Source organism: Psychroserpens sp. Hel_I_66 (assembly GCF_000799465.1).
Taxonomy (GTDB): Bacteria; Bacteroidota; Bacteroidia; order Flavobacteriales; family Flavobacteriaceae; genus Psychroserpens.
The window spans coordinates 221274-243800 of the sequence record NZ_JUGU01000001.1 but is presented as its reverse complement, the minus strand read 5'-3'; the positions used below and the strand labels follow the sequence as shown (position 1 = coordinate 243800).

Annotated in this window: 25 protein-coding genes and 5 tRNA genes; 3 read left to right on the top strand and 27 right to left on the bottom strand. The window is 34.7% G+C overall.

What is annotated here, in order from left to right; translation table 11 throughout:
* Positions 1-38 precede the first annotated feature (38 nt).
* The 23 genes from rplL to GQ40_RS01085 form a co-directional block, all read right to left on the bottom strand.
* A complete protein-coding gene (gene rplL, locus GQ40_RS01195; protein ID WP_047545010.1) occupies positions 39-413 on the bottom strand; it encodes a 50S ribosomal protein L7/L12 in 375 nt (124 codons plus the stop codon).
* Between the two features lie 59 nt (positions 414-472).
* Complete coding sequence (rplJ, locus tag GQ40_RS01190) at positions 473-994, bottom strand: 50S ribosomal protein L10 (RefSeq protein WP_047545008.1); 522 nt, start codon at positions 992-994, stop codon at positions 473-475.
* Positions 995-1014: 20 nt separating this feature from the next.
* The gene (gene rplA, locus GQ40_RS01185) at positions 1015-1701 is read right to left on the bottom strand and encodes a 50S ribosomal protein L1 (RefSeq protein WP_047545006.1); all 687 of its coding nucleotides are present in this window, start codon (positions 1699-1701) and stop codon (positions 1015-1017) included.
* Positions 1702-1713: 12 nt separating this feature from the next.
* Positions 1714-2154 (bottom strand): 50S ribosomal protein L11, encoded by a 441-nt coding sequence (gene rplK / locus GQ40_RS01180; RefSeq protein WP_047545004.1) that lies wholly within the window; start codon positions 2152-2154, stop codon positions 1714-1716.
* Positions 2155-2224: 70 nt separating this feature from the next.
* Complete coding sequence (nusG, locus tag GQ40_RS01175) at positions 2225-2785, bottom strand: transcription termination/antitermination protein NusG (RefSeq protein WP_047545002.1); 561 nt, start codon at positions 2783-2785, stop codon at positions 2225-2227.
* Between the two features lie 17 nt (positions 2786-2802).
* Positions 2803-2994: a preprotein translocase subunit SecE gene (gene secE / locus GQ40_RS01170; protein ID WP_047545001.1), complete on the bottom strand. Its 192-nt coding sequence runs from the start codon at positions 2992-2994 to the stop codon at positions 2803-2805.
* 85 nt (positions 2995-3079) lie between these two features.
* Positions 3080-3152, bottom strand: a tRNA-Trp gene (locus GQ40_RS01165).
* Positions 3153-3214: 62 nt separating this feature from the next.
* Complete coding sequence (tuf, locus tag GQ40_RS01160) at positions 3215-4402, bottom strand: elongation factor Tu (RefSeq protein WP_047545000.1); 1188 nt, start codon at positions 4400-4402, stop codon at positions 3215-3217.
* A gap of 65 nt (positions 4403-4467) precedes the next feature.
* Positions 4468-4539, bottom strand: a tRNA-Thr gene (locus tag GQ40_RS01155).
* Positions 4540-4612: 73 nt separating this feature from the next.
* Positions 4613-4685, bottom strand: a tRNA-Gly gene (locus tag GQ40_RS01150).
* Positions 4686-4784: 99 nt separating this feature from the next.
* A tRNA-Tyr gene (locus GQ40_RS01145) sits at positions 4785-4866 on the bottom strand.
* Between the two features lie 48 nt (positions 4867-4914).
* Positions 4915-4988 (bottom strand) — tRNA-Thr (locus tag GQ40_RS01140).
* 101 nt (positions 4989-5089) lie between these two features.
* On the bottom strand, positions 5090-5392 hold the full coding sequence (gene hpf, locus GQ40_RS01135; RefSeq protein WP_047544999.1) for a ribosome hibernation-promoting factor, HPF/YfiA family: 303 nt from the start codon (positions 5390-5392) through the stop codon (positions 5090-5092).
* Between the two features lie 28 nt (positions 5393-5420).
* Positions 5421-6311, bottom strand: coding sequence for a tyrosine-type recombinase/integrase (locus tag GQ40_RS01130; RefSeq protein WP_047544998.1), 891 nt, complete (start codon positions 6309-6311; stop codon positions 5421-5423).
* A 107-nt stretch (positions 6312-6418) separates the two neighbouring features.
* Complete coding sequence (rpsU, locus tag GQ40_RS01125) at positions 6419-6613, bottom strand: 30S ribosomal protein S21 (protein WP_047544996.1); 195 nt, start codon at positions 6611-6613, stop codon at positions 6419-6421.
* A gap of 81 nt (positions 6614-6694) precedes the next feature.
* Positions 6695-8083 carry an alpha-amylase gene (locus GQ40_RS01120; RefSeq protein ID WP_047544994.1) on the bottom strand — a complete coding sequence of 463 codons (1389 nt, stop codon included), beginning with the start codon at positions 8081-8083 and terminating at the stop codon, positions 6695-6697.
* A gap of 220 nt (positions 8084-8303) precedes the next feature.
* Positions 8304-9653, bottom strand: coding sequence for a carboxypeptidase-like regulatory domain-containing protein (locus tag GQ40_RS01115; RefSeq protein WP_231565528.1), 1350 nt, complete (start codon positions 9651-9653; stop codon positions 8304-8306).
* 141 nt (positions 9654-9794) lie between these two features.
* Complete coding sequence (locus tag GQ40_RS01110) at positions 9795-10961, bottom strand: acyl-CoA dehydrogenase family protein (protein WP_047544990.1); 1167 nt, start codon at positions 10959-10961, stop codon at positions 9795-9797.
* Between the two features lie 20 nt (positions 10962-10981).
* Positions 10982-11854: a ComEA family DNA-binding protein gene (locus GQ40_RS01105; RefSeq protein WP_047544987.1), complete on the bottom strand. Its 873-nt coding sequence runs from the start codon at positions 11852-11854 to the stop codon at positions 10982-10984.
* A 16-nt stretch (positions 11855-11870) separates the two neighbouring features.
* A complete protein-coding gene (locus GQ40_RS01100; RefSeq protein WP_047544985.1) occupies positions 11871-13562 on the bottom strand; it encodes an alanine/glycine:cation symporter family protein in 1692 nt (563 codons plus the stop codon).
* A 94-nt stretch (positions 13563-13656) separates the two neighbouring features.
* Positions 13657-14676 (bottom strand): potassium channel family protein, encoded by a 1020-nt coding sequence (locus tag GQ40_RS01095; RefSeq protein WP_047544983.1) that lies wholly within the window; start codon positions 14674-14676, stop codon positions 13657-13659.
* A 3-nt stretch (positions 14677-14679) separates the two neighbouring features.
* Complete coding sequence (locus GQ40_RS01090) at positions 14680-14907, bottom strand: PspC domain-containing protein (RefSeq protein ID WP_047544981.1); 228 nt, start codon at positions 14905-14907, stop codon at positions 14680-14682.
* A gap of 15 nt (positions 14908-14922) precedes the next feature.
* Positions 14923-16194 (bottom strand): DUF2851 family protein, encoded by a 1272-nt coding sequence (locus tag GQ40_RS01085; protein ID WP_047544979.1) that lies wholly within the window; start codon positions 16192-16194, stop codon positions 14923-14925.
* A 222-nt stretch (positions 16195-16416) separates the two neighbouring features.
* Between GQ40_RS01085 and GQ40_RS01080 the strand changes: the two genes are divergently transcribed.
* The 3 genes from GQ40_RS01080 to GQ40_RS01070 all read left to right on the top strand — a co-directional run bounded on the left by GQ40_RS01080 (position 16417) and on the right by GQ40_RS01070 (position 18740).
* Positions 16417-16881, top strand: coding sequence for a hypothetical protein (locus GQ40_RS01080; RefSeq protein WP_047544977.1), 465 nt, complete (start codon positions 16417-16419; stop codon positions 16879-16881).
* 120 nt (positions 16882-17001) lie between these two features.
* Positions 17002-17772 carry a hypothetical protein gene (locus tag GQ40_RS01075; RefSeq protein WP_047544975.1) on the top strand — a complete coding sequence of 257 codons (771 nt, stop codon included), beginning with the start codon at positions 17002-17004 and terminating at the stop codon, positions 17770-17772.
* 440 nt (positions 17773-18212) lie between these two features.
* On the top strand, positions 18213-18740 hold the full coding sequence (locus GQ40_RS01070) for a YybH family protein (protein WP_047544973.1): 528 nt from the start codon (positions 18213-18215) through the stop codon (positions 18738-18740).
* A 145-nt stretch (positions 18741-18885) separates the two neighbouring features.
* Here GQ40_RS01070 and GQ40_RS01065 read toward each other — a convergent pair whose 3' ends face one another.
* The 4 genes from GQ40_RS01065 to GQ40_RS01050 all read right to left on the bottom strand — a co-directional run bounded on the left by GQ40_RS01065 (position 18886) and on the right by GQ40_RS01050 (position 22316).
* Positions 18886-19563 carry a uracil-DNA glycosylase family protein gene (locus GQ40_RS01065; RefSeq protein WP_047544971.1) on the bottom strand — a complete coding sequence of 226 codons (678 nt, stop codon included), beginning with the start codon at positions 19561-19563 and terminating at the stop codon, positions 18886-18888.
* A 125-nt stretch (positions 19564-19688) separates the two neighbouring features.
* Complete coding sequence (yaaA, locus tag GQ40_RS01060; RefSeq protein WP_047544970.1) at positions 19689-20447, bottom strand: peroxide stress protein YaaA; 759 nt, start codon at positions 20445-20447, stop codon at positions 19689-19691.
* A 260-nt stretch (positions 20448-20707) separates the two neighbouring features.
* Positions 20708-21754, bottom strand: a complete 1047-nt coding sequence (locus GQ40_RS01055; RefSeq protein WP_047544968.1) for an RluA family pseudouridine synthase — start codon at positions 21752-21754, stop codon at positions 20708-20710.
* Position 21755: 1 nt separating this feature from the next.
* Positions 21756-22316 carry a PASTA domain-containing protein gene (locus tag GQ40_RS01050; protein WP_047544966.1) on the bottom strand — a complete coding sequence of 187 codons (561 nt, stop codon included), beginning with the start codon at positions 22314-22316 and terminating at the stop codon, positions 21756-21758.
* Positions 22317-22527 lie beyond the last annotated feature (211 nt).

Genomic DNA, 22527 nt, shown 5'->3' with positions numbered 1-22527 from the left:
TCGAAAGACCTAAACCAAAATTTGTAGGTTAGGCAAGCTTACTTAAGCTCAACCTCTGCTCCAGCTTCTTCTAATTGAGCTTTTAGAGCTTCTGCTTCGTCTTTAGTAACACCTTCTTTAATTGGGCTAGGTGCTTCATCAACTAAACCTTTTGCTTCTTTTAAACCTAAACCAGTTAATTCCTTAACTAATTTTACTACAGCTAGTTTAGAACCACCTGCTGCTTTTAAGATTACATCAAATTCAGTTTGCTCCTCAGCAGCGTCACCACCACCAGCAGCTGGACCAGCCATAGCTACTGCAGCAGCAGCAGGCTCGATACCGTACTCATCTTTTAATATTGTAGCTAATTCGTTAACTTCTTTTACTGTTAAATTAACTAATTGTTCTGCGAAATCTTTTAAATCTGCCATTTTCTATCGTTTTAATAATTTTAATAAAATATAATTTGTTTAAGTGCGTACTTTTTTGATTATCCTTCTTTTTCGGATAATGTTTTGATTAAACCTGCTATTGTGCTACCGCCTGACTTAAGGGCTGAAATAACATTCTTAGCTGGTGATTGTAATAATCCAATAATATCTCCAATAACTTCTTCTTTAGACTTGATATCTACTAACATGTCTAATTGGTCGTCACCAATGTATATTGCTTCTTCAATAAAGGCTCCTTTAAGCAAAGGCTTATCAGATTTTTTACGGAAGTTTTTAATAACTTTAGCTGGAGCATTACCAGTTTCAGAATACATTACAGAGGTATTACCTTTTAAAACTGTTGGAAGTGCTCCGAAATCTCTTTCTGAAGCCTCCATAGCTTTAGTTAATAATGTATTTTTTACTACATTTAATTTTACGTTTGCTTTGTAACAAGCACGACGCAAATCTGAAGTGTTACCTGCATTTAGTCCAGAGATATCTGCTATATAAATATTTGGATTATCTGCTAGTTGAGCAGTTAACTCTTCAATTACTTGTGATTTTTCTTGTCTTGTCATAATAATAAAGATTTAACTACTTATGCGAATTTTGGATCAATTGCTATACTCGGGCTCATTGTACTAGACATGTAAATACTTTTCATGTAAATACCTTTTGAAGCAGTCGGTTTCAATTTGTTTAAAGTAGTTAAAAGTTCCAATGCATTTTCTTTTAGTTTATCAGCACTAAATGATGCTTTACCTATTGGAGCATGAATAATTCCCGTTTTATCAACTTTAAAATCAATTTTACCAGCTTTAACTTCAGCAACTGCTTTAGCAACATCCATAGTAACTGTTCCCGTCTTTGGGTTTGGCATAAGACCTCTTGGTCCTAACACTCTACCTAATGGACCTAATTTACCCATGATAGCTGGCATAGTAACGATAACGTCAACGTCTGTCCAACCATTTTTAATTTTTTCGAGGTATTCATCTAGTCCTACATAATCAGCTCCTGCAGCTTTAGCTTCTTCCTCTTTATCTGGAGTAACTAATGCTAGAACTTTCATGTCTTTACCTGTACCGTGTGGAAGAGACACTACGCCTCTTACCATTTGATTTGCTTTACGAGGATCAACCCCCAACCTTACTGCTAAATCAACAGAGGCATCAAACTTTGTATAGGTAATATCTTTTAATAATGCTGAAGCTTCTTCAAGAGAATATAGTTTATTCTTCTCTACTTTAGCTTGAGCTTCTTTTTTGTTTTTTGTAATTGCCATTTCAAAAATTTTTTAGTTAGGTGCTTCTCCACCTTTAACTGTGATTCCCATTGATCTTGCTGTTCCTGCAACCATTTTCATAGCTGAATCGATTTCAAAAGCATTTAAATCAACCATTTTATCTTCTGCAATAGCTTTCACTTGATCCCAAGTTACTTTTGCTATTTTTTTCCTGTTCGGTTCACCAGATCCTTTTTTTACTTTGGCTGCTTCCAATAATTGTACTGCAGCTGGAGGAGTTTTAATAACAAAGTCGAAAGACTTGTCTTTGTAAACTGATATTACAACCGGAAGAACTTTACCAGGTTTATCCTGCGTTCTAGCGTTGAATTGCTTACAGAATTCCATGATATTAACTCCAGCAGCTCCTAAAGCGGGTCCAACCGGTGGCGACGGATTCGCTGCACCTCCCCTTACTTGTAATTTAACTACTTTACCTAATTCTTTTGCCATTTTTAAATTTTTAGTTTTGTATCTCTTTCAATATGGAAGCAAAAAGAAATACTATCTATATATGTAACAATTATTTTACTTTATCAACTTGCATATAACTTAACTCTAATGGAGTTTTTCTTCCGAAGATCTTAACCATTACTTCAAGTTTACGCTTTTCTTCATTTATCTTTTCGACAGTACCATCAAAGCCATTAAAAGGTCCATCTATTACTTTAACTGTCTCACCAATCGTATAAGGTATTGCCATATTAGAATCGGCATCTACAGATAATTCATCTACTTTACCTAACATCCTGTTTACTTCAGATTGTCTTAACGGAACAGGATCTCCTCCTTTTGTTTCTCCTAAAAAACCAATTACATTTGTAATAGATTTGATAATATGGGGAATTTCTCCACTTAAGTTTGCCTGAATCATAATATAACCAGGAAAATAAACACGTTCTTTATTTATCTTCTTACCATTACGAATTTGGATAACTTTTTCTGTTGGAACCAATACTTGATCCACAAAATCTTCTAAACCTAATCTAGAAATTTCATTCTCGATATACGTTTTGATTTTGTTTTCCTGACCACTTACAGCCCTAACAACATACCATTTTTTATTTACACTAGTTTCAGACATTATCTGTATTGTTTTAGTTACATTAAATTAAAGTAAGCCTTAATCACTTTACTAAAAACAGTATCAACTCCCCAAATAGCCAATGAGAATATTATTGAAAATACAGCAACCAATACAGTTAAACTTTGTGCTTCGGCCAATGTTGGCCATGACACGTTGTTTCTTAACTCGTCAAAAGATTCTTTTATGTAATTAATAATTCCTGCCATTTGATTTTTATATTAAAAACACTTTGCTTTGCTTAGTGTAAACTTTATTAAAAGATTAATAATCTTAACCTCAATTATACTTTTGCACGGGTTGAGAGACTCGAACTCCCGACACCTGGTTTTGGAGACCAGTGCTCTACCAACTGAGCTAAACCCGTAAATATAAATCAAGGCGTTCGCCTTTGACGAACACCTTAATCCATATTTATATTCTAAATATTTAGTCTAAAATTTCAGTAACCTGACCAGCACCTACTGTTCTACCTCCTTCACGGATTGCAAAACGTAACCCTACGTTCATTGCAATTGGTTGGATTAAATCAACAGTAATAGTAAGGTTATCTCCAGGCATTACCATTTCAACTCCATCAGGAAGCATAATGTTTCCAGTTACGTCAGTTGTACGAACGTAAAACTGTGGACGGTAGTTGTTATGAAATGGAGTATGACGTCCACCTTCTTCTTTTTTAAGGATATAAACCTCAGCTTTAAATTTAGCGTGTGGTGTTACAGATCCTGGCTTAGTAATTACCATACCTCTAGAGATTTGAGACTTCTCAATACCTCTTAATAGGATACCAGCATTATCTCCAGCCTCACCCCTGTTAAGGATTTGACGGAACATTTCAATACCTGTTATAGTAGAGTTTAATTTTTCAGCACCCATACCAATGATCTCAACTGGATCACCTGTATTAGCAACTCCTGTTTCAATACGACCTGTAGCAACAGTTCCACGACCAGTAATTGAGAATACATCTTCAATTGGCATTAAGAAAGGCTTATCCATATCACGAACAGGCTCTTCAATCCAGTTATCAACAGCTTCCATCAATTCCATTACTGTATCAACCCACTTTTGTTCACCGTTAAGTGCTCCTAAAGCAGAACCAGCAATTACAGGTCCATTATCACCATCATATTCATAGAAAGATAATAAATCTCTAATTTCCATTTCTACTAATTCTAGTAATTCCTCATCATCAACCATATCCACTTTATTCATGAATACAACAATTCTTGGAATACCAACCTGACGTCCTAAAAGGATATGCTCACGAGTTTGTGGCATTGGACCATCTGTAGCAGCTACCACTAGGATCGCACCATCCATTTGAGCAGCACCAGTAACCATGTTCTTTACGTAATCGGCGTGACCTGGACAGTCAACGTGAGCGTAATGACGATTTGCTGTTGCATATTCAACGTGTGATGTATTAATTGTGATACCTCTTTCTTTTTCTTCTGGAGCGTTATCAATTTGATCGAATGATCTTGCTTCAGATAAACCTGCATCAGCTAATACTTTAGTAATAGCAGCAGTTAAAGTTGTTTTACCGTGATCTACGTGTCCAATAGTACCTATGTTAAGGTGTGGTTTTGAACGATCGAAAGTTGCCTTTGCCATGTTTAATTTATTTAATCTTAATTTATATTAATGTTCAATTTTTATTTATTCTAAAAAAAAAAAAGAGCCAATGACGAGAATTGAACTCGTGACCTCTTCCTTACCAAGGAAACGCTCTACCCCTGAGCTACACCGGCTTAAAAGGTTGTTATCTTAAACAGAAACGTTTACTATAGAATCAAATCATTTCAAAAATTTGATTTGATTTAGAGCGAGAGACCGGGTTCGAACCGGCGACATTCAGCTTGGAAGGCTGACGCTCTACCAACTGAGCTACTCTCGCATTATTCACAACCACGCTAATAGTTGAAGGTTTCAATATGATTTCTAACGCAATTTTACAAAAGCAAACTTTTGATAATTACTTATTAGAAATTATTTGTGGGGAGAGCAGGATTCGAACCTGCGAAGACGTAGTCAGCAGATTTACAGTCTGCCCTCGTTGGCCGCTTGAGTATCTCCCCAATTTTAAAGAACTTTTGCTAAAAAATTATTTTCTTAGACTTTTTTTGAGCCGATGGAGGGACTCGAACCCACGACCTGCTGATTACAAATCAGCTGCTCTAGCCAGCTGAGCTACATCGGCTTTTCTATAACTTTTTCGCTATAAAAAAAGCCCGCTATTTCTAACGGACTGCAAATGTAAAGATTTATTTATTTATTCAAAACATTTTTTGAAAAATTTTATCACATATATGCTCTTAATTTCTCTTTTCTACGTTTTAGCTGTCTTTCTAATGATGAAACTGCCATATCCGTTCCTTCTTCAAAGGTCTTACATTGCTTTTTTACAATAAAACTATCTCCTGGTACTTTTACTCTAGCTTCAAAGATTTTATTTTCTTTATCACTTGTATTCTCTACTTTTAAATACACATCAGACTGTATGACCTTGTCATAGAACAAATCTAATTTGTCCATTCTTTTTTGTATGAAATCAATTAGCTTTCTGTCTGCGTTGAAATTTACAGATTGAGTGTTTACTTTCATAAGTATTGTTTTTATTGGTTAAACAAAATTAATTTTTGCTTCTTGGATGTGTATTAGAATACACTTTTTTCAACTCTGCAATACTATTATGAGTATAAACTTGAGTTGCTGCTAAGCTTGAATGACCAAGAAGTTCTTTTACAGCATTTAAATTTGCACCTTGATTAAGTAAATGAGTCGCAAATGAGTGCCTTAATATATGCGGACTTCTTTTTACTTTTGAAGATACCTTACTAAAGTAGTTATTTATAATTCTGTAAACAAGAGTTTCATAAATTTTAACTCCTTTTTTTGTTAAAAACAAATAGGGTTTATCACTAATTATTTCAAGTTTATTTCTTTCTTCAGAATAAGATTTTATTGTCTCTATAACAGAGTCTAGTAATGGTATATATCGCTCCTTATTTCTCTTACCTAATACTTTTAAGGTTTTATTTGACAAATCAACATCGGTAAGTTTTAGCTGTACAAGTTCAATACGACGAATTCCTGTAGCATAAAACAACTCTATGATGAGTTTATTACGTATGGCTTCAAAACCAGTTTGAGAATCAAGTTGGGCAAGTGCTTCTTGCATTTCAGATTGTGAAAATGGCACTTGTACTTCCTTACTGATCTTTAATGCTTTGTGCTTTGACAATGGGTTAACCTCAATATCCTTCGTTTTTATTAGAAATTTGAAATATGTGTTAAGTGAAGATACTTTTCTATTGATGCTGCGGTTTGTAATTCCTTTTTCTACGAGATGAACTATCCAATTTCTTATTTGTTGGTAGTTGACATCATCAATAATAACAGTATTAAATTCTTCGGAAATGAAATTTCTAAATTCTTCTAAGTCTGAAGTATAAGCCCTCAAAGTTAGTTTAGAATAATTTTTTTCTAGCAATAAATAATCTGAGAATGCATTAAAAGCCATGCTTTATAATTTTCCGAAGTGAAAAATAAAAATACAATCTTTTATTGAGTATTCTAAAAAAAATCCTGTTCGATATGAACAGGATTTTTCAAATTTTAATTTGCAAATTATATTGTTTCTTGATCTCTAAGACCTTGAATATACTGTGCTTTTTGAATTTGCGATCTACGCGCTACGGAAGGCTTTGTAAATTGCTTGCGTTCTTGCAACTGGTTTTTAACCGTTGTCTTAACAAACTTGCGTTTGTAACGTTTTAACGCTCTATCTATATTTTCTCCTTCTTTTACTGGAATTATTAACATAGTTCTTAACCTCCTCTCTTTTAGAATTTTTAAGGGTGCAAATATAAAAACTAAATTAAAATGTCCAACAAAAAAATAAATTTATTTGACCGACCATACTGAATAACTCTTGGGTGGGGCTTGTATTTTTACCCACTTACCAGATTGTGTCGTTGGCTCCCAACCTGAATGACCTGTATAATCTTTTATAACGGTGTTTGACCAATTTGTTTCTACCCAGCGCTCTTGCCAAGTATTTGAATTATTGATGTAAACTACCAAACCTGGTCCTCCAGACCCATTTCTTTTCGCCACATATTCATCTGTATCTACATGAAGTATAGAGGTTGTGCCACCTGCGAGATTGTTATGAATCCAAATTAGGTTATTTAAACGTTCTTTATTTAACCACTCTTCATAATCTCGGTAAAATATTGTTGGATAACCTTCATGCGTCAAAATATAGGCATAGGCCAAGATTTTATTATTAATAATTTCGTCTGTGTCGTGATTTGCTACAAATGTTACTGCTTTAGAGGCATTTTGCTTCCAAAGCATATTGTCGTTAAGTGCATTTAAATTATTACCCATAAAGGCGTCTTTCATTTTATAGTAACATGCAAAGTCAAATGCACTCACTTCCGCAGCACCTGTCCACCAATCTAGGGTTGACACATTACTGTCCCAATATTCTCCAACCGAGAAACCACCTACTTCGTTTTTCCAATCTTTTACGACCCATGGCTCAAAACCTTTTACGTAATCAAAACGCCAACCGTCAAAACCGATAACGTCTCTATAGTATTTTGCGACACTATTTGGATTCTTCCATAACCAATCCTGTACATAGTTTTGATGATGGCACAAATCTGGAAAACCTCCAAATATTCCACTATCATTTGAGTGAATGTTATTTGCGTGGAAATCTCCAGATGATCTATAGAAGTTACCAGACATAGGATTAAAATCTGTGTACGTATTTCCTCCCGTATAAACGTTAGATTCACTATCTCCACCACTGTTATGGTTAATCACAATATCGGCAATTACACTTAAACCGTTTTGGTGTGCTGTGTTAATCATTCTAGTTAATTCTGTTCTGGACCCAAAACGCGTTTCTGTACTTCCCATTTGGTTGTATTCTCCAAAATCAAAATAATCAAAAGGATCATATCCCATTGAGAAAGGTCCGTTTTGAGCTTTAGAAACAGGCGGAAGCCAAATGGCATCTATACCTGCATTGCTCCAATCTGCTACTTTTCCATTTAGAGTGTTCCACCAGTTCCCGCCACCTGGAACATCCCAATAGAACGCTTGCATCATTACACCTTGCCCAATAGGCTTTAGTCCTGCGCGCTGCACAGATGTGTCACTTGTTTCTTTAATCTGGTTGTTCTGGGAAGGCTCTTCTAGTGTTGTGATGTCTTCTTTTTCACAGTTGAAAAGCATTGACATTACCATTGCTAAGCCAATAAATTTGAGGTTTTTCATATTTGATTTTATTTAGTTGAAGGAAAAAGTTAATCAAATATGCTGTAGAATAAAAACAAAAGTGTTTACGAAAACGTTTTCGTGTTGATAAATCGCAAAAATAATGGTTTAAAAATGCTAAATTGATAAAATACCAGCTTCTAAACTATCAATAATTTAAAATATTTAAATTCCGAAGATATAGAAATTTTAAATTAGAAGTGATTTTTGAATTGATGGGTTAATCTTTATAAAGCGACGCTTTTCTGCTCAGGTCCCCAATAAGCTTTTCATCTTCTTCGCTTTCTAAAAGAATATTGTAGTTTTTCCAGAACGACTTGTCATATGGTTTTGGAGAAAAGATATCCATATCCCACTCTTTATCCATTGCCATTTGGATGGTCTCTTTATCCAATATAATTTCAGAAAATAAAATCTCTTGAACCGTGTAGTAATATCGCTCTTCTTTATTATAACGCTCTTTCTCTTCATCTGTAACTTTTTCGTCAGACTTGAAACCTACATTAACAAGTTTTGGAGTTTCGTAATATATATAGTTAGGATACATTTTATCTTGATACTCCATATAGGTCATCACCAATTTATGATTCACTTGCGTATCAAACAGTCGCTTACTTCTTACTTTTTGTGCTTCGGAAGCTGCAACAAGCTCATACTCTATTTTTTTAATGGCGTAGTTATCATAATAAATGTACAACCACCCGTTGGCAGCATAGCCTGCATTGAATATGCCTTTAGTTTCCAGATCGACAAGGTCTTTGCTTTCTGAAATTTTAATTTTATAGATCTTGCGGTCGTTATCAACAAGTATTGTGTCGAGTTCAAATTGGTGCTTGTCTAAGATATTCTCTCCAAACAAAGCTTTTGCATCGTTGGCATTACGCAACAAGTTTAATTTGCCTTGAAATATGTTTTGAAGTCCGTTTACTCTATTGTCATTCCATTTGATGGATTTTACAAGCTCTTCGGTTTTTAATTGACTTCTTCTAACATCTTTTGGCTTTAATCTGTTTTTAAATGAATTTTGATTTTTATAGGACACATAGGAGAAAATACTGTCCACATCCCTAAGATCATAACTCTTACGCATTTGGTCAACGTTCACTTTTAAATACTCTGCGCTATTAGAGCCATATCCAGAATCATAAACTGTGATCGCACTTTCTATAAGCCATTTAAATTCTATCTTATTTCGCTCTTTGTGTCGAAGAAAACCTTTTTGAATGTATGAGGAATCTGGTAAATTAACTTCCAGCTTTTGCATTGCCTTGAGTACGATTTCGTTTCCTGTTTTTGGGCGTGTTTCTGCCACTAGGACTATTTCATCTAGTGAAGCGACATCTGCATCCAAGTAAATTTCCGCAGAATTATCAAACTCATTTACCGGTACTTTAAAACTTTTGAAACCTATTGAAGATATAATCAACGTATCTGTTGCAAACTCTTGTGGTACTTGAAGTAAAAATCGTCCATCGGAATTACTTACTGTACCAATTGTTGTGTTTTTTACATAAATGCTCGCACTTTCGATTGGCATCAAGGTACTAAAATCTACAATCTTGTTTTTCAATTCTATTTGGGAAAATCCTAAACTTGATACGCAAATTGCGAGAAAAATTAAAAGCTGTTTTACATTTTTATTGACCATACTACGTGTTCTTATTTAATTGCGAGGGAACAGTTTGGTGTTATATTTTCCGAAGAAAAAAATTTATGTTGCTGGTTTATAATCTTTATCGTCTATTACCATTTTAGCGATGATTTCTCTAAGAATCTCAGAGGTACCTCCACCAATTGGTCCCAATCTACTATCACGCAATAATCTTGCCATTGGATATTCTTCCATATAACCGTAACCACCTAGAAATTGAAGTGTTTGGTATATGACCTCGTCTGACATTTTTGTTGAGCGCAATTTAGAAATAGTGGCTTCCTTTACCACATATTCCCCATTATTGAGACGATCTGCGATGGCATAATTAAATTCCTTACACATAATCATATCTGCATAACAATCTGCAAAGGTATGTCTCAATGCCTGGAATTTATCGATTGATCTGCCAAATGCATAACGCTCACTCATATATTGTTTTGCATAATCCAATGCGAATTCTGCTCTCGCATGGGCATTGATTCCCATTATTAAACGCTCTAAAGCGAAATGTTGCATGATGTATGGAAAGCCTTTATTCTCTTCTCCCATTAAGTTTGAAGCTGGAATTTTGACGTTATCAAATGCAATTTCACCAGTATCTGATGCTCTCCAACCTAGTTTATCTAATTTGGTTGCTGAAATTCCCGGAGTATCGCGATCCATTACAAATATGCTAATCCCTTTGTTACCGAGTTCTGGAGTCGTTTTTGCGCAAACTACTAAGTAATCGCTATACACACCATTAGTTATAAATGTTTTAGAACCATTGATGACATATGTATCACCTTCCTTAACTGCGGTTGTGCGCATTCCTGCAACGTCACTACCTCCAAAAGGTTCTGTGATGCAAAGACATCCTATTTTCTCACCTGTGATACTTGGTGCCAAATACTTTTGTTTGATTGCCTCGTCACCTTCTTTATTGAGGTGCGTCATTGCTAAATAGGCATGTGCCCAAATTGCTGCTGCGAAACCTCCTGAATTTATTTTTTGAAGTTCTTCAAGCAGTATTACGGTGTAGAATAAATCGAGATCCAAACCTCCATATTCTTCTGGGTATGCTAACCCAAAAAATCCCATCTCACCAAATTTCTCCCAAATGAAACGTTCTATGTGACCAGTTTTCTCCCATTTGTCAATGTGCGGAACGACTTCTTTTTGTAAAAAGTCCTTCAAACTTTGTCTGAATAATTCGTGTTCTTCTGTGAAATATCTATTGGTCATAATTTGTCTTTTCTTAAATTCTATTCGAAGGTCAAATATAACTTAATTATCTCACTTTTTTTAATAGGAAAATCCTTAACTTTTGTTAATTCGTCAAATGTTTTAATGCCTTCCCTTAATGTTCTTTGCTCAATTATGTTGTGAGCAATTTCATAATCAATGTACTTAATTGTCACTAAGTCCTCTATTGAAGCCTTGTTGATATTGATTTTCACGATGGGCTTTGCGTCTTTTACGGTAAAGTCGTTTAGCACTCGTTCTAAAACTTCGGGAGACAGACCGTACACTTCCTGCAATTGCACATCTGCTATAAAATCTCCATATTTTGTGCGATAGTCAACAATACGTTGTGATAATTTCTCACCTATGCCATATACTTTTTGCAGCTGTGCTGGACTTGCTGTATTGAGGTTTTGCTTTTGCGCAAAGGTTTTTGGTTTGGAATCGTTAGAATAATTATTGGAATAACTGGTTTTTGGTTTAGGGTTTGTTACCCAGTCTGGAAACTTGAAATATGGCGAGATTACATTTAAAAGAGAATCTGATATTTTGGTTACCTTTTGAAAATCCTGTGCAGAATTTACCCATTGGTTTGTCTCTCTAAAGGCATGGAGTCTATCAATTTCCGCATTGGACATGCCTAAAGAATAGCCTTTATAATCGGTTATGTAATTTGGATTAAACGGAAATATTACAGGTTTTGAATTTTCAATTTTTGATAATCTCAGGGAATCCATTTCTGATTGAAACCTAATAACATCGTTGGTGTTTGTCTTGATTTCTTCCGAAGAAAAATCAATGAGATAATATGCACATTGAACAACGACAATTATGATTATCAATAAAAAAATCCCACTCCGTTGTTTTTTAGAAAATTGGAAGTGGGATTGCATATTTTATAGTTTGATATTACATTTTATCAGTTAAATCTATAGCTCCATCATCTATAGCTTCTTCTTTTTTATTAATGGCATTCATGTATTTTTTAAGTTCTTTTCTAATTACAGGCGATAGTATCACTACACCTATAATATTTGGAACTACCATTGCGAAGATCATCGCATCTGAAAAGTCAATTACTGCTCCCAAACTAATTGAGGCACCAACAACAACAAATACCAAGAACAAGAACTTGTAAACTAAATCTGTGATTTTACCTTTTCCGAAGAGAAAAATCCAACCTTGCATCCCATAGTAAGACCATGAGATCATTGTACTAAATGCAAATAAAATAACTGCAATGGTTAATACAATTGAGAAATGTGGTATTACCGTATCAAAAGCTGTAGCAGTTAATTCTACACCTTCTGTAACTTTTACTCCATACTCCATAAAACCACCGTCAAAGTTTGTAATTACAATGACTAAAGCGGTCATTGTACAAATGACAACAGTATCTACAAATGGCTCTAATAAAGCAACGATCCCTTCACTTGCTGGGTATTTTGTACGTACTGCAGAGTGCGCGATTGCTGCAGATCCAACTCCAGCTTCGTTAGAGAATGCTCCACGACGAATCCCTTGTATCATTACTCCTATCACACCACCTAATCCTGCTAAAGGAGTAAATGCTCCATTAAAGATTGCTGCAAAGGCGTCATCAATAAGCGTGAAGTTTGCAAACAATATTATTAAGGCAGCAAGCACATAAATACCTGCCATAAATGGCACTACTTTTTCTGTTACAGAGGCAATTCTCTTAATACCTCCAATAATTACAATAGCAACCAATACTGCCATACCTAAACCAAAAAAGAGACCTGCATTTTCTCCAGTAAGATTGAATAATTTGGTGAACTGAGCTGCTGCTTGATTGGCCTGGAACATATTACCACCACCAAATGAACCTCCAATTACGAAGATTGCAAATATTACAGCTAAGAATTTCCCAAATCCGCCAGCACCTTTTTCTTTTAGTCCTTTTGTTAGGTAGTACATTGGTCCACCGTAAACGGTACCATCTTCACCAACATCTCTGTATTTTACACCTAAAGTACATTCTGCAAATTTAGATGCCATACCTAAAAGCCCAGCAACGATCATCCAGAATGTAGCTCCTGGTCCACCAATAGACAATGCTACTGCTACACCTGCTATATTACCAAGTCCAACGGTTGCAGACAATGCAGCTGTTAATGCTTGAAAGTGTGATACTTCCCCATCTGCTCCCTCATCTCTAATGGTCTCAAAAACGTCACCACCTGGTGTTTGGTCTCCATATACTGAAGCATCATCACCTATATTATTATCATTAGCGTTATTAGAAACAGTTCCAGCTAGTGCTTGATCACCATATAACTTATCAACACCATGCTTTTCTATATCCTCATATTTACCTCTTACTACTTGAATAGCGGTTTTGAATCCTGTAAAATTGATAAACTTAAAATAGATCGTAAAATAGAGTGCACCTCCAATCAATACAATCAATACCCATGGGATTTGAAATGTATCTGTAAATGGAATCTCATAAAAAATACCTTCAACAAACCACCCTGTATATTCCTTAAAAGTGGCATCAATTTTTTCTGAAGTACTCTCTTGAGCAAAGGTTAAAATTGGTAAGATTAGTGCAAAAATTGAAAGAAGATGTTTCTTCATTGTATGAAATTTAATTAGTTAGTTAAAATTAATGTCACAAGATGCTAAAAAAAAACGACTTTTTAAAAAAACCACTTGTTAAAAGAAATTTGATCTAATTGATATCGTAAAGCGAATTGAGTTTTTGAATCTGTTCTGGACGTCCTAAAACAATGATTTTTGAATTGGGTATCAATTTTAAATCTGCTTCCGGATTTACAATATATTCACCATCGCTTGACTTAAAACCAATCACGTTGCACCCAGTTTTTTGTCTGAGGTCTAAATCTCTAATCGTTTTAGGATTAGTGGCATCATATAATTTCTCAATAGGGATTTCCTCAATGTTTATATTTGTTTCTCCAACTATTGAAAGGTTATCTATAAACTCTATCAAATCTGGAACTACCACCAAGGATGCCATATGGTCTCCTCCAATTCTATCTGGTAAAATCACATTATTTGCGCCTGCAAGTTTTAATTTTTGATAGGATGTTTCTTGGGAAGCACGACTTATAATATTAAGCTTACTATTAATTTGCCTTGCGGAAAGCACCACGAACAAATTATCTGCATCATTTGGCAATGCACAAATAATGGTGCTTGCACTTTCAATTCCTGCCTGCTGTAATACTTCATCTTCATTGGCGTTCCCTAAAACAAATGGAATCTCATCACTTTGAAACTTATCCATAAGCTCCTTATCCTTTTCGATTACTACAAAGGATTTATCGTAAGCCAGTAGTTTTTTGGCAGCTTGTTTTCCGTTTCTTCCATAGCCACAAATAATGATATGGTCTTTGAAGCTATCAATTTTTTTTTGCATTTTTTTCTGTTTTAGTTCTTCAAAATCATTCTTGCTTAAAATATATTCAGTAATCACAGTTATCGCATAACCCAAAATAACAACACTCGCCAGTATCAAGAATATGGTAAATACCTTGGCATTGTCATCTAATGGCTGTACTTCTCCAAATCCTACAGTCGTTATGGTTATAACAGTCATGTAAATGGCATCTACCCATGAGTAATCTGATATGATTTTAAAACCAAACACACCAACCAACATCATCAATACCAACAAAAATACAGCGGTATAAATTTTTACTCTAAAAAGTTTTATTAGTGGATTCATAGTTTATAAATCAAAAACCGAAGATCGTTTGGTATAGATAATATCTTTGATTCTCATCCAAAATGCGAAAAACAAATATAGCGCAAAACCAAAACCCAATGTTGCAAAGGTGAGATACATAAAAGAGGTACGTACAATTTTTGCCCTAATCCCTAAACGGTCTGCAATACGTTGGCACACATAGTAACCACGTTTTTGAAAATAGTATAGTATTTGGTAGAAACTTTTCACACTGCAATTTAAAATTTATTTTGTTAACAATGCATTTCCTACCGCACATTGTAGGCATTTATTTTTATCGCAATATTCGATTTTTAATTGTATCAATGCCTGTGATTGCAATGCAGATGTGCTGCAGGGTTTCAACTGATTAAAACCGTCTATTATGGTATTTTTTTCCGAAGATAAACTACTTACTATTTCTAAAATGTTTTCATCTATTGACGCTCCTTTATGTTTGGCGTAGCAAAACTTGAGAGGTAAAATGGTATTGATCACCAATAAATCAATAAAGGCTTTTGTGATTTTCTTTGTGGATTGCTTAGAGGTTTTATCAAACGTGTAGTGGGTTTCCCAAAAACCTGAAGTTTTGATATTGAAAAGCTCATAAATAGCATCAAGGTTTTCTGCGGAAATCACTTTTGAAAACAACTGCGGTTCCCTATGGTAGAGATTTGCCAATTGTGATAATCGTATCGTCGGGAAGTTTGGCGGTCGCAACCTAAAAAACTGAACATTGCTAACGCCTAGGTTATCCAACTGAAATTTCTGTTTTAAAAATTGGTATTCTTTTTTGAGCGTCTCGTAATAACTGGTACTGCTCTCTTTTTCCAACAATCCAGCCAGCCCAAAAAGCAATGCTTCCAATTGCTCTATTTTTGAACTGGATTTTCTAACTACTGAAAATTCTACGGAATTGGCTACGCTTTCAAAAGCTAGTCCATTGACTTTGAGTCCGAAGTTTTTTGCCAGTAACTTAAACAATACTGCTTCCCAATCGTTTTTTGAAGATTTCAAGATGTTTTCAATGGTTTTTGATTTTCGTTCCAAACGTTCAAAATACAAACGCTCTTGCCAGTTTTTAAGGATAAATTCATCAACTTCAGCAAAATCCTGTTCGCAATTGATCCATTTGTTTTTTGAGGAAAATAGCTTTTGGTAATTATCTAAAATTTCCGAAGCAATAAAACTTTTAAGCTCTAAGGTTGGGATGGTGGAGTTGTCACTTCTAAAAATTTCGGTATCGTGCTCAAAAACCACGTGCAAAATCACATTATCATACGCAGCATCCTGCTCATGACCATGCACGAACCAATCGCTGGATTTGATGTGGATTTCAATATTACCAGCCCAAAGCTGATCTGCAATTCTCACTTGCCCATTAAAAAAATCTGGACCAGCATTATGGTTGTGCTGCCCAACATTAACGATTTCCAAACGTTCATATTGGGTGGTTTGAAGATGGAGCATATCCAGCTTTTTATGTAACCATAAGTAGTGTAAGAAATCTTCTTGCATTTTTAAATGTATGAATTCTAATTTTTTATGATCGGTTTTATTTTAGTTTTTTTATATGTAACTCGTCTTGACTTTTTGTTTTTAACCGAAAATGAGATAAAAATTGTACAGATAAAACTATTTTTACAAGGCATAGCAACCGCTACGGATGAAAAAATAGCTGAAAAACGTGTAATTTTTAGCCATTTTTTTTGGAAATAGAAAAAGTTAAAATGAATTTATATGATCGTTTCACAATTTTTGGCAACACATGTTAGACGCGTTTTTTTTGGAGGTAACTGGACGAGCGTCAACTTTAAAAAACAACTTGAAGATATTTCTTTTGAGGAAGCCAATATCAAATTAAAAGACCTCAACACCATACTGGCTCTTACCTATCACATTGGGTACTACATCACAGGTGTTATTGAAGTATTTAATGACAGGCCACTCACCATTACCGACCAGTACAGTTACGACCATTCCAAAATTGAGACCGAAGCCGACTGGAAGGCGCTTTACGAAACGATTTTAAATGATGCTGAGCGTCTTGCAAAACATATTGAGGTCTTAACCGACGATCACATTTGGAGTGATTTTGTGGACTCCAAATATGGCAACTACTTTAGCAACATTAATGGGATCATTGAGCATACGCATTACCACTTGGGACAGATCAGTTTGATCAAGAAGATGATTAGGTCTTAATCTACGTAGAACTACGTATTGAATTAATCAAAAAAATAGTCGAAATTCGCTAACGACTGATATAAGTCATTGAAACGGACTCATATCATCAAGTTCTACGCAATTTAAAAAAACAGTACATTGAAAGAAATATTATACATATTAACAGTATTCTTAATTACATTAAACACCCAAGCTCAAAATGAAAAGTCCGAATTTATCGGAACATATGGAGATATGATTTTGGCTAATGGAGAATTTGGTGGAACTAAATTGGAAATAAAAGCGGACAGAACTTTTCGATTGCGAACCACTGATTATGTTTACCCACAAACATTTAAAGATTATACAAACGAAGGAAATTGGATTTTACAAGATGGAGAAGTTATTTTAAATCCAAATTTAGAAAGACGAAAGCCATCTGTAAGCATAACCGAAAAGCAAATTGGACTTAAAGACTCAATTGAAATTAAGGTCAATCATTATGTTGAACTTTATGAAAACCAAAACTTGATTGAAAAACAAAAAAAGGAATTTGAATTGCTAACTCTTTACTTTAATAAAAGAAGAAAATACAAGCATTTAACAAGAGAATGGTTAAAAGAAGGAAGTTGTGCTTGGGCACCTCGAATAAGAAACAGAGTGAATTTAGATTCGACAAATACTTTTAGAATAGCAAAAAAAGACATTGAGAAAATCGGAATTTATACTTACGGATTTACAGATTTTATAGAACTAAAAGTTGAAAATAAAAATTCTGACTATTACGAAATAGATGTTGTAGTTCCTATCGACAAAGAAAGAATGCCGAGAAATAAAAAAGTAATCATAAAAGGAAATAGAGCTTATTTTTACGAAATTAAAGGAAAAGTGAAAAAGTCGCTAAATAATTTATGGAAAAAAACTGCGTAGAACACCGTGTATAATTAATGGCTGGTTCTCGCCTACTTACGAAAATCCTCACGGATTTTCTATTCGGTTTTTATCTGCTAAATTAGGTGCTGAAAAACGCCACTAATCATACACAAGACCGTTAAACGAAACTCTAAAAAAACTCCCGATACTGCATCATCCTAAAATCAAACGTATTAAAATCTGGATTTTTCGCTTTTAATTTTTTAAAGACTGCTTGCTGCAAATTGAGATTTTTACAAACATTTCGATGTAAGTTATTGAAATGTAAGTAGTTCTACGTATTGATTTTATAAAATAAATAGTCGAACTTCGTTTATTGGTTGCTTAAAACGTGAACATAGGATTTTTTAAAAAATCATGAGCGCATTAGGGAAACCATACTTCACAATAAAAAACGTAACTTACTAAACAGCTATTAATCAATTAAATATAAAATTATGAGAACAAAAGTGTTTTTTGTATTAGTTATAATTTTCGGGATTGTAATTACGGGATGTAAACAAACGGAAGAAAAAGCGGAAGTTGAAGACATTGAAGAAGTAAAAATAGATTTAATTAATGATGAATTTCCTGAAGAAAAAAAAGAAGTCAAAGCAGTTTTGGACAGTCTATTCATGAGCATTCAACAAAGAGAAACAGAAGAATTACTTTCTTATCATTTGTATTCAGATAAATTTACAGAATTTCGTGATGGATTACCGAGAACAGGCGCATCTGAAAATGAAGAATACGAAAGACAATTGTTAAAGAATATTTCTTCTTTTGATTATAATCTTGAGGATTTAAAAATCAACATTTTTGATAAGGTTGCCATTGTTACATTCAATGCTGATTTCCGACCTACTATTGGAGAAAATGTTGTGCAATTATGGAGACAGGGAACCATTGTATTTGTGAAGAATGATGGCGTTTGGAGAATTACACATGAGCACTTTTCACCTATGACTGTAGAAGATTCGGAATAAAACGTTTCATAACACTATTTATAATTCATTGCTTGGCAAAAACACATACTCGGAAAATCATTTTGATTTCCAGTTGTTTTTGCCATTTGCCATCGTACTCATCATCATCAAAACGAACTGCACACAAAACGTCAAATAAAACTCCTTAAAAAAACTCCCGATACTGCATCACCCTAAAATCAAACGTATTAAAATCTGGGTTTTTAGCTTTTAGTTGTTTATAAAGTGGGTTGCTACCAATAGAGATATTTGCTGCTCCAGAGGATGACGTTAGGGACACTGTTTTTATTGATCTAGATTCTTCGCTACGCTCTGTATAACAATCCAATTTAAACTCATGAATTCTTGGTGTTTCATTGGAGACTAATTTTAGTTTGAGGTTATAGTTTTTTAAATGTTTTCTAAAGAAGTATTCTGGTCCGTTTTTACTGTTGCCTCCAATAAACAATAGCGTTTCGATGTTTGGGTATTGTTTTAAATAGCCGACAAGATCTCTTAGAATGATGTTTTTCATACCTAAATCGGAAGCGTCAATTTTATCACGTTCTGCACTTTCTACGATATCGCAGACACCAATTTGGTGCTTTATTAAATAGGCCTTTCGTTGATGAATAGCTTCCTGAGAATTATCGTAACGTAAATTGAGGTCATGGATGTGGTCTATGAATTTCCAGAGGGAGTTGTGGTAGCTTCCGTAGCAAAAATCTACATCCCTTTCCAGCAAGTCTCCTGTTGTGAATCTTGGTGGTGGCAAAGTACCAACGATTAGTGTTTTGGTGTTACTTTTTATGAAGGGTGGGTATGGGTGTTTGTGTAGGAACATATCTCATTCCTGTGAAGGCAGGAATCTATGTGTTTAGTTATTCATTTTTTCAAAGCGCCAACACTGTGATTGTTGCAAAATTATTGGCAATACCATATGAGATTTCTGCTTGCGCAGAAATTTGGTCACCTCGTAAACACCAATTCACTATCACTAGACAAATCCTCGGTATAACGATAATTTTCATAATCAAAACCTTTGATGTCGTCAATGGTTTTTGCATTGGTATCAATCACGTATCTTGACATTAAGCCTCGCGCCAACTTAGAATAAATGGCGATGGTTTTATAGTTACCATCCTTTAATTCTTGAAATTTAATATCGATTACGGGTACTTTCAACGCTGTTGTGTCTATGGCTTTAAAATATTCGTTACTGGCCAAATTTAAAAACAACTCATCGTTCTCTAACTCTTCATTTAGAGCTTCGGTAACTTGCTTAGTCCAAAACTCATACAGATTTTTGTTTTTACCTACCGGAAATTTTGTTCCCATTTCCAATCGGTAAGGTTGGATGAGATCTAAGGGTTTTAAAATTCCGTAAAGACCAGAAATGATCCTCACAGTATCTTGAACTTTATCCAGTTTCTTTGTATCAATCGTATATGCATCAAATCCTCTATAGACATCTCCACTAAACGCGTAAATGGCCTGTCTGGCATTGTCTTTTGTAAATGGCAAATCCCATTCTTGGTTGCGCTCGTAGTTGAGATCTGCCAAATTATCTGAGATACTCATCAACTTAGATAAGTTTTTTGGAGATTTCTTTTTAAGCAATTTATTGATGCGCTCTGCTTCGTTTAAAAAACGAGCTTCTGTGGTTTTTGTGGTTGGTAATTTACTATCGTAGTCTAAAGATTTTGCTGGTGATAGAACGAGTTTCATAGATTTAAAATGTTTATATCAAAAATACGATTCTAAGACTGACTTATCAAACCATCGACCAAAAGAAAAACTATGGGTAGATAATCAAAATTTATATATATAAACCGGACTTGCGTTAAGGATGGAGCAATTGTTGGAGCTCCTCGCAGAGAGCGACTTGCGAGAGCCTGACGTTTTGATGCCCTAAGGCATTAAAAGGTAACGCCCGAAAAAATTATAACTTAGCTTATTAACTATAAAATCTCTTTTTTAAAAGGATTTTACTGCATGTGTGTTGCATAATGCCTCCATTTCTCGATACACTGTTGCATATCGTCAGGAACCGGAGAATCAAAACTCATATGCTCACCCGTTTTTGGATGCACAAATCCCAATGTCTTGGCATGCAATGCTTGTCGAGGAAGAATCTTGAAACAATTATCTACAAACTGCTTATATTTTGAAAACGTAGTTCCTTTTAAAATACGCTCACCTCCATAACGCTCATCATTAAAAAGTGTGTGACCTATGTGCTTCATGTGCACGCGTATTTGATGTGTACGACCTGTTTCTAATTTACAGCTTACTAAGGTTACATACCCTAAACGTTCAATTACTTTGTAGTGTGTGACCGCAGGTTTCCCTTTGTCGTCTGCATCATCACCTTCAAAAACGGTGTTTTGCAATCGGTTTTTTGGGTGACGCCCTATGTGACCTTCAATCGTACCTTCGTCATCCTCCATATTTCCCCAAACAATGGCAACATATTCTCTCTCACTGGTTTTATTGAAAAACTGTTTTGAGAGGTGCGTCATCGCCTGTTCTGTTTTTGCAATCACCAATAAACCTGAGGTGTCCTTATCAATTCTATGCACCAATCCCGGACGCTCGCTGGAGTTATTAGGTAAGTTTTCAAAATGAAACACCAAAGCGTTAATCAACGTCCCAGAATAATTACCATGCCCTGGATGAACCACCATACCTGCTGGCTTATTGATTACCAAAAGTTCGTCATCTTCATAAACGATATCTAACGGGATATCTTCTGGAGTTAACAAATACTCATAAGGCGGATGCTCAAAAAGCACACGAATCTTATCAAAAGGCTTGACCTTATAATTTTGTTTTACTTGAATATCGTTGACGTAAATACTCCCTTCCTTGGCAGCTGTCTGTATTTTATTTCTGGTCGCATTCTCGATGCGATTCATAAGATATTTGTCTATACGAAGTGGCGCTTGGCCTTTATCTGCAATAAAAGAATGATGCTCATACAAGTCATCATTATCATCATCGTCTTTTTCTGGTGCTGTATGTTCTGTAGTCATTTTAGTTTGATCCTTTGTTTCCGTTTCCTAAAACGACATCAATTTTTGAAGTTAGTGGCAGCATATCACCTTCTTTAATGGTCTCTCCATTAAATTTTATAGCGATGACCTCATCTTTACCAATATCATCAACATACGTTACTTTTCCAACTTCAAAACCTAAGGTTTCTAATGTAGGTTTTGCTTGTCTAAAGGTACGACGTACAATATTTGGGACTGCTACTTTTCTATATCCAGATGGATTTAAAGTGAGATAGATTTTTCTGTTTTCCTTAACCTGTGAACCTGCATTTGGGTATTGCTCAATCACAGAAAATTTTGGATATTTTGGATTATAATTCGCAGAATCCTGAATCTCCATCACCAAATCGTTATCATCTAATTCAATCTGTACAGTCGCAAGAGATTTACCTTTTAAATCTGGTACTTTAATAAATTCACCATGATTTGTCGTCCAACTCAAATAGCGCATTGTTAAAAATACGATAACTAATAACGCAACAATGGCTAACCCTAAATGTTTAAAAAACGTTTTACTCTTAAGAAATTGAACTAGACTCATTATATCGAATGCATAAATTTAACTTACCGACAAATATATAAAAACGAAAGGGTTTTTATTAGGGCTTTATTTGGTATTTTAGCTTAACTGTTAACAGTACATCATTATTGTTGGTTTTTGATTAAAAGTAAATAACCATTACCTTTTCTTCGGAAATTGGAACACACAAAAATTTTGAAATAAATCCTAAAAATACCTTTACAACGTATTT

Bases quoted from the DNA above. Each gene is read 5' to 3' on its own strand.
- rplL (WP_047545010.1), bottom strand. From the start codon at position 413: ATGGCAGATTTAAAAGATTTCGCAGAACAATTAGTTAATTTAACAGTA.
- rplJ (WP_047545008.1), bottom strand. From the start codon at position 994: ATGACAAGACAAGAAAAATCACAAGTAATTGAAGAGTTAACTGCTCAA.
- rplA (WP_047545006.1), bottom strand. From the start codon at position 1,701: ATGGCAATTACAAAAAACAAAAAAGAAGCTCAAGCTAAAGTAGAGAAG.
- rplK (WP_047545004.1), bottom strand. From the start codon at position 2,154: ATGGCAAAAGAATTAGGTAAAGTAGTTAAATTACAAGTAAGGGGAGGT.
- nusG (WP_047545002.1), bottom strand. From the start codon at position 2,785: ATGTCTGAAACTAGTGTAAATAAAAAATGGTATGTTGTTAGGGCTGTA.
- secE (WP_047545001.1), bottom strand. From the start codon at position 2,994: ATGGCAGGAATTATTAATTACATAAAAGAATCTTTTGACGAGTTAAGA.
- tuf (WP_047545000.1), bottom strand. From the start codon at position 4,402: ATGGCAAAGGCAACTTTCGATCGTTCAAAACCACACCTTAACATAGGT.
- hpf (WP_047544999.1), bottom strand. From the start codon at position 5,392: ATGAAAGTAAACACTCAATCTGTAAATTTCAACGCAGACAGAAAGCTA.
- GQ40_RS01130 (WP_047544998.1), bottom strand. From the start codon at position 6,311: ATGGCTTTTAATGCATTCTCAGATTATTTATTGCTAGAAAAAAATTAT.
- rpsU (WP_047544996.1), bottom strand. From the start codon at position 6,613: ATGTTAATAATTCCAGTAAAAGAAGGAGAAAATATAGATAGAGCGTTA.
- GQ40_RS01120 (WP_047544994.1), bottom strand. From the start codon at position 8,083: ATGAAAAACCTCAAATTTATTGGCTTAGCAATGGTAATGTCAATGCTT.
- GQ40_RS01110 (WP_047544990.1), bottom strand. From the start codon at position 10,961: ATGACCAATAGATATTTCACAGAAGAACACGAATTATTCAGACAAAGT.
- GQ40_RS01105 (WP_047544987.1), bottom strand. From the start codon at position 11,854: ATGCAATCCCACTTCCAATTTTCTAAAAAACAACGGAGTGGGATTTTT.
- GQ40_RS01100 (WP_047544985.1), bottom strand. From the start codon at position 13,562: ATGAAGAAACATCTTCTTTCAATTTTTGCACTAATCTTACCAATTTTA.
- GQ40_RS01095 (WP_047544983.1), bottom strand. From the start codon at position 14,676: ATGAATCCACTAATAAAACTTTTTAGAGTAAAAATTTATACCGCTGTA.
- GQ40_RS01085 (WP_047544979.1), bottom strand. From the start codon at position 16,194: ATGCAAGAAGATTTCTTACACTACTTATGGTTACATAAAAAGCTGGAT.
- GQ40_RS01080 (WP_047544977.1), top strand. From the start codon at position 16,417: ATGATCGTTTCACAATTTTTGGCAACACATGTTAGACGCGTTTTTTTT.
- GQ40_RS01070 (WP_047544973.1), top strand. From the start codon at position 18,213: ATGAGAACAAAAGTGTTTTTTGTATTAGTTATAATTTTCGGGATTGTA.
- GQ40_RS01065 (WP_047544971.1), bottom strand. From the start codon at position 19,563: ATGTTCCTACACAAACACCCATACCCACCCTTCATAAAAAGTAACACC.
- yaaA (WP_047544970.1), bottom strand. From the start codon at position 20,447: ATGAAACTCGTTCTATCACCAGCAAAATCTTTAGACTACGATAGTAAA.
- GQ40_RS01055 (WP_047544968.1), bottom strand. From the start codon at position 21,754: ATGACTACAGAACATACAGCACCAGAAAAAGACGATGATGATAATGAT.
- GQ40_RS01050 (WP_047544966.1), bottom strand. From the start codon at position 22,316: ATGAGTCTAGTTCAATTTCTTAAGAGTAAAACGTTTTTTAAACATTTA.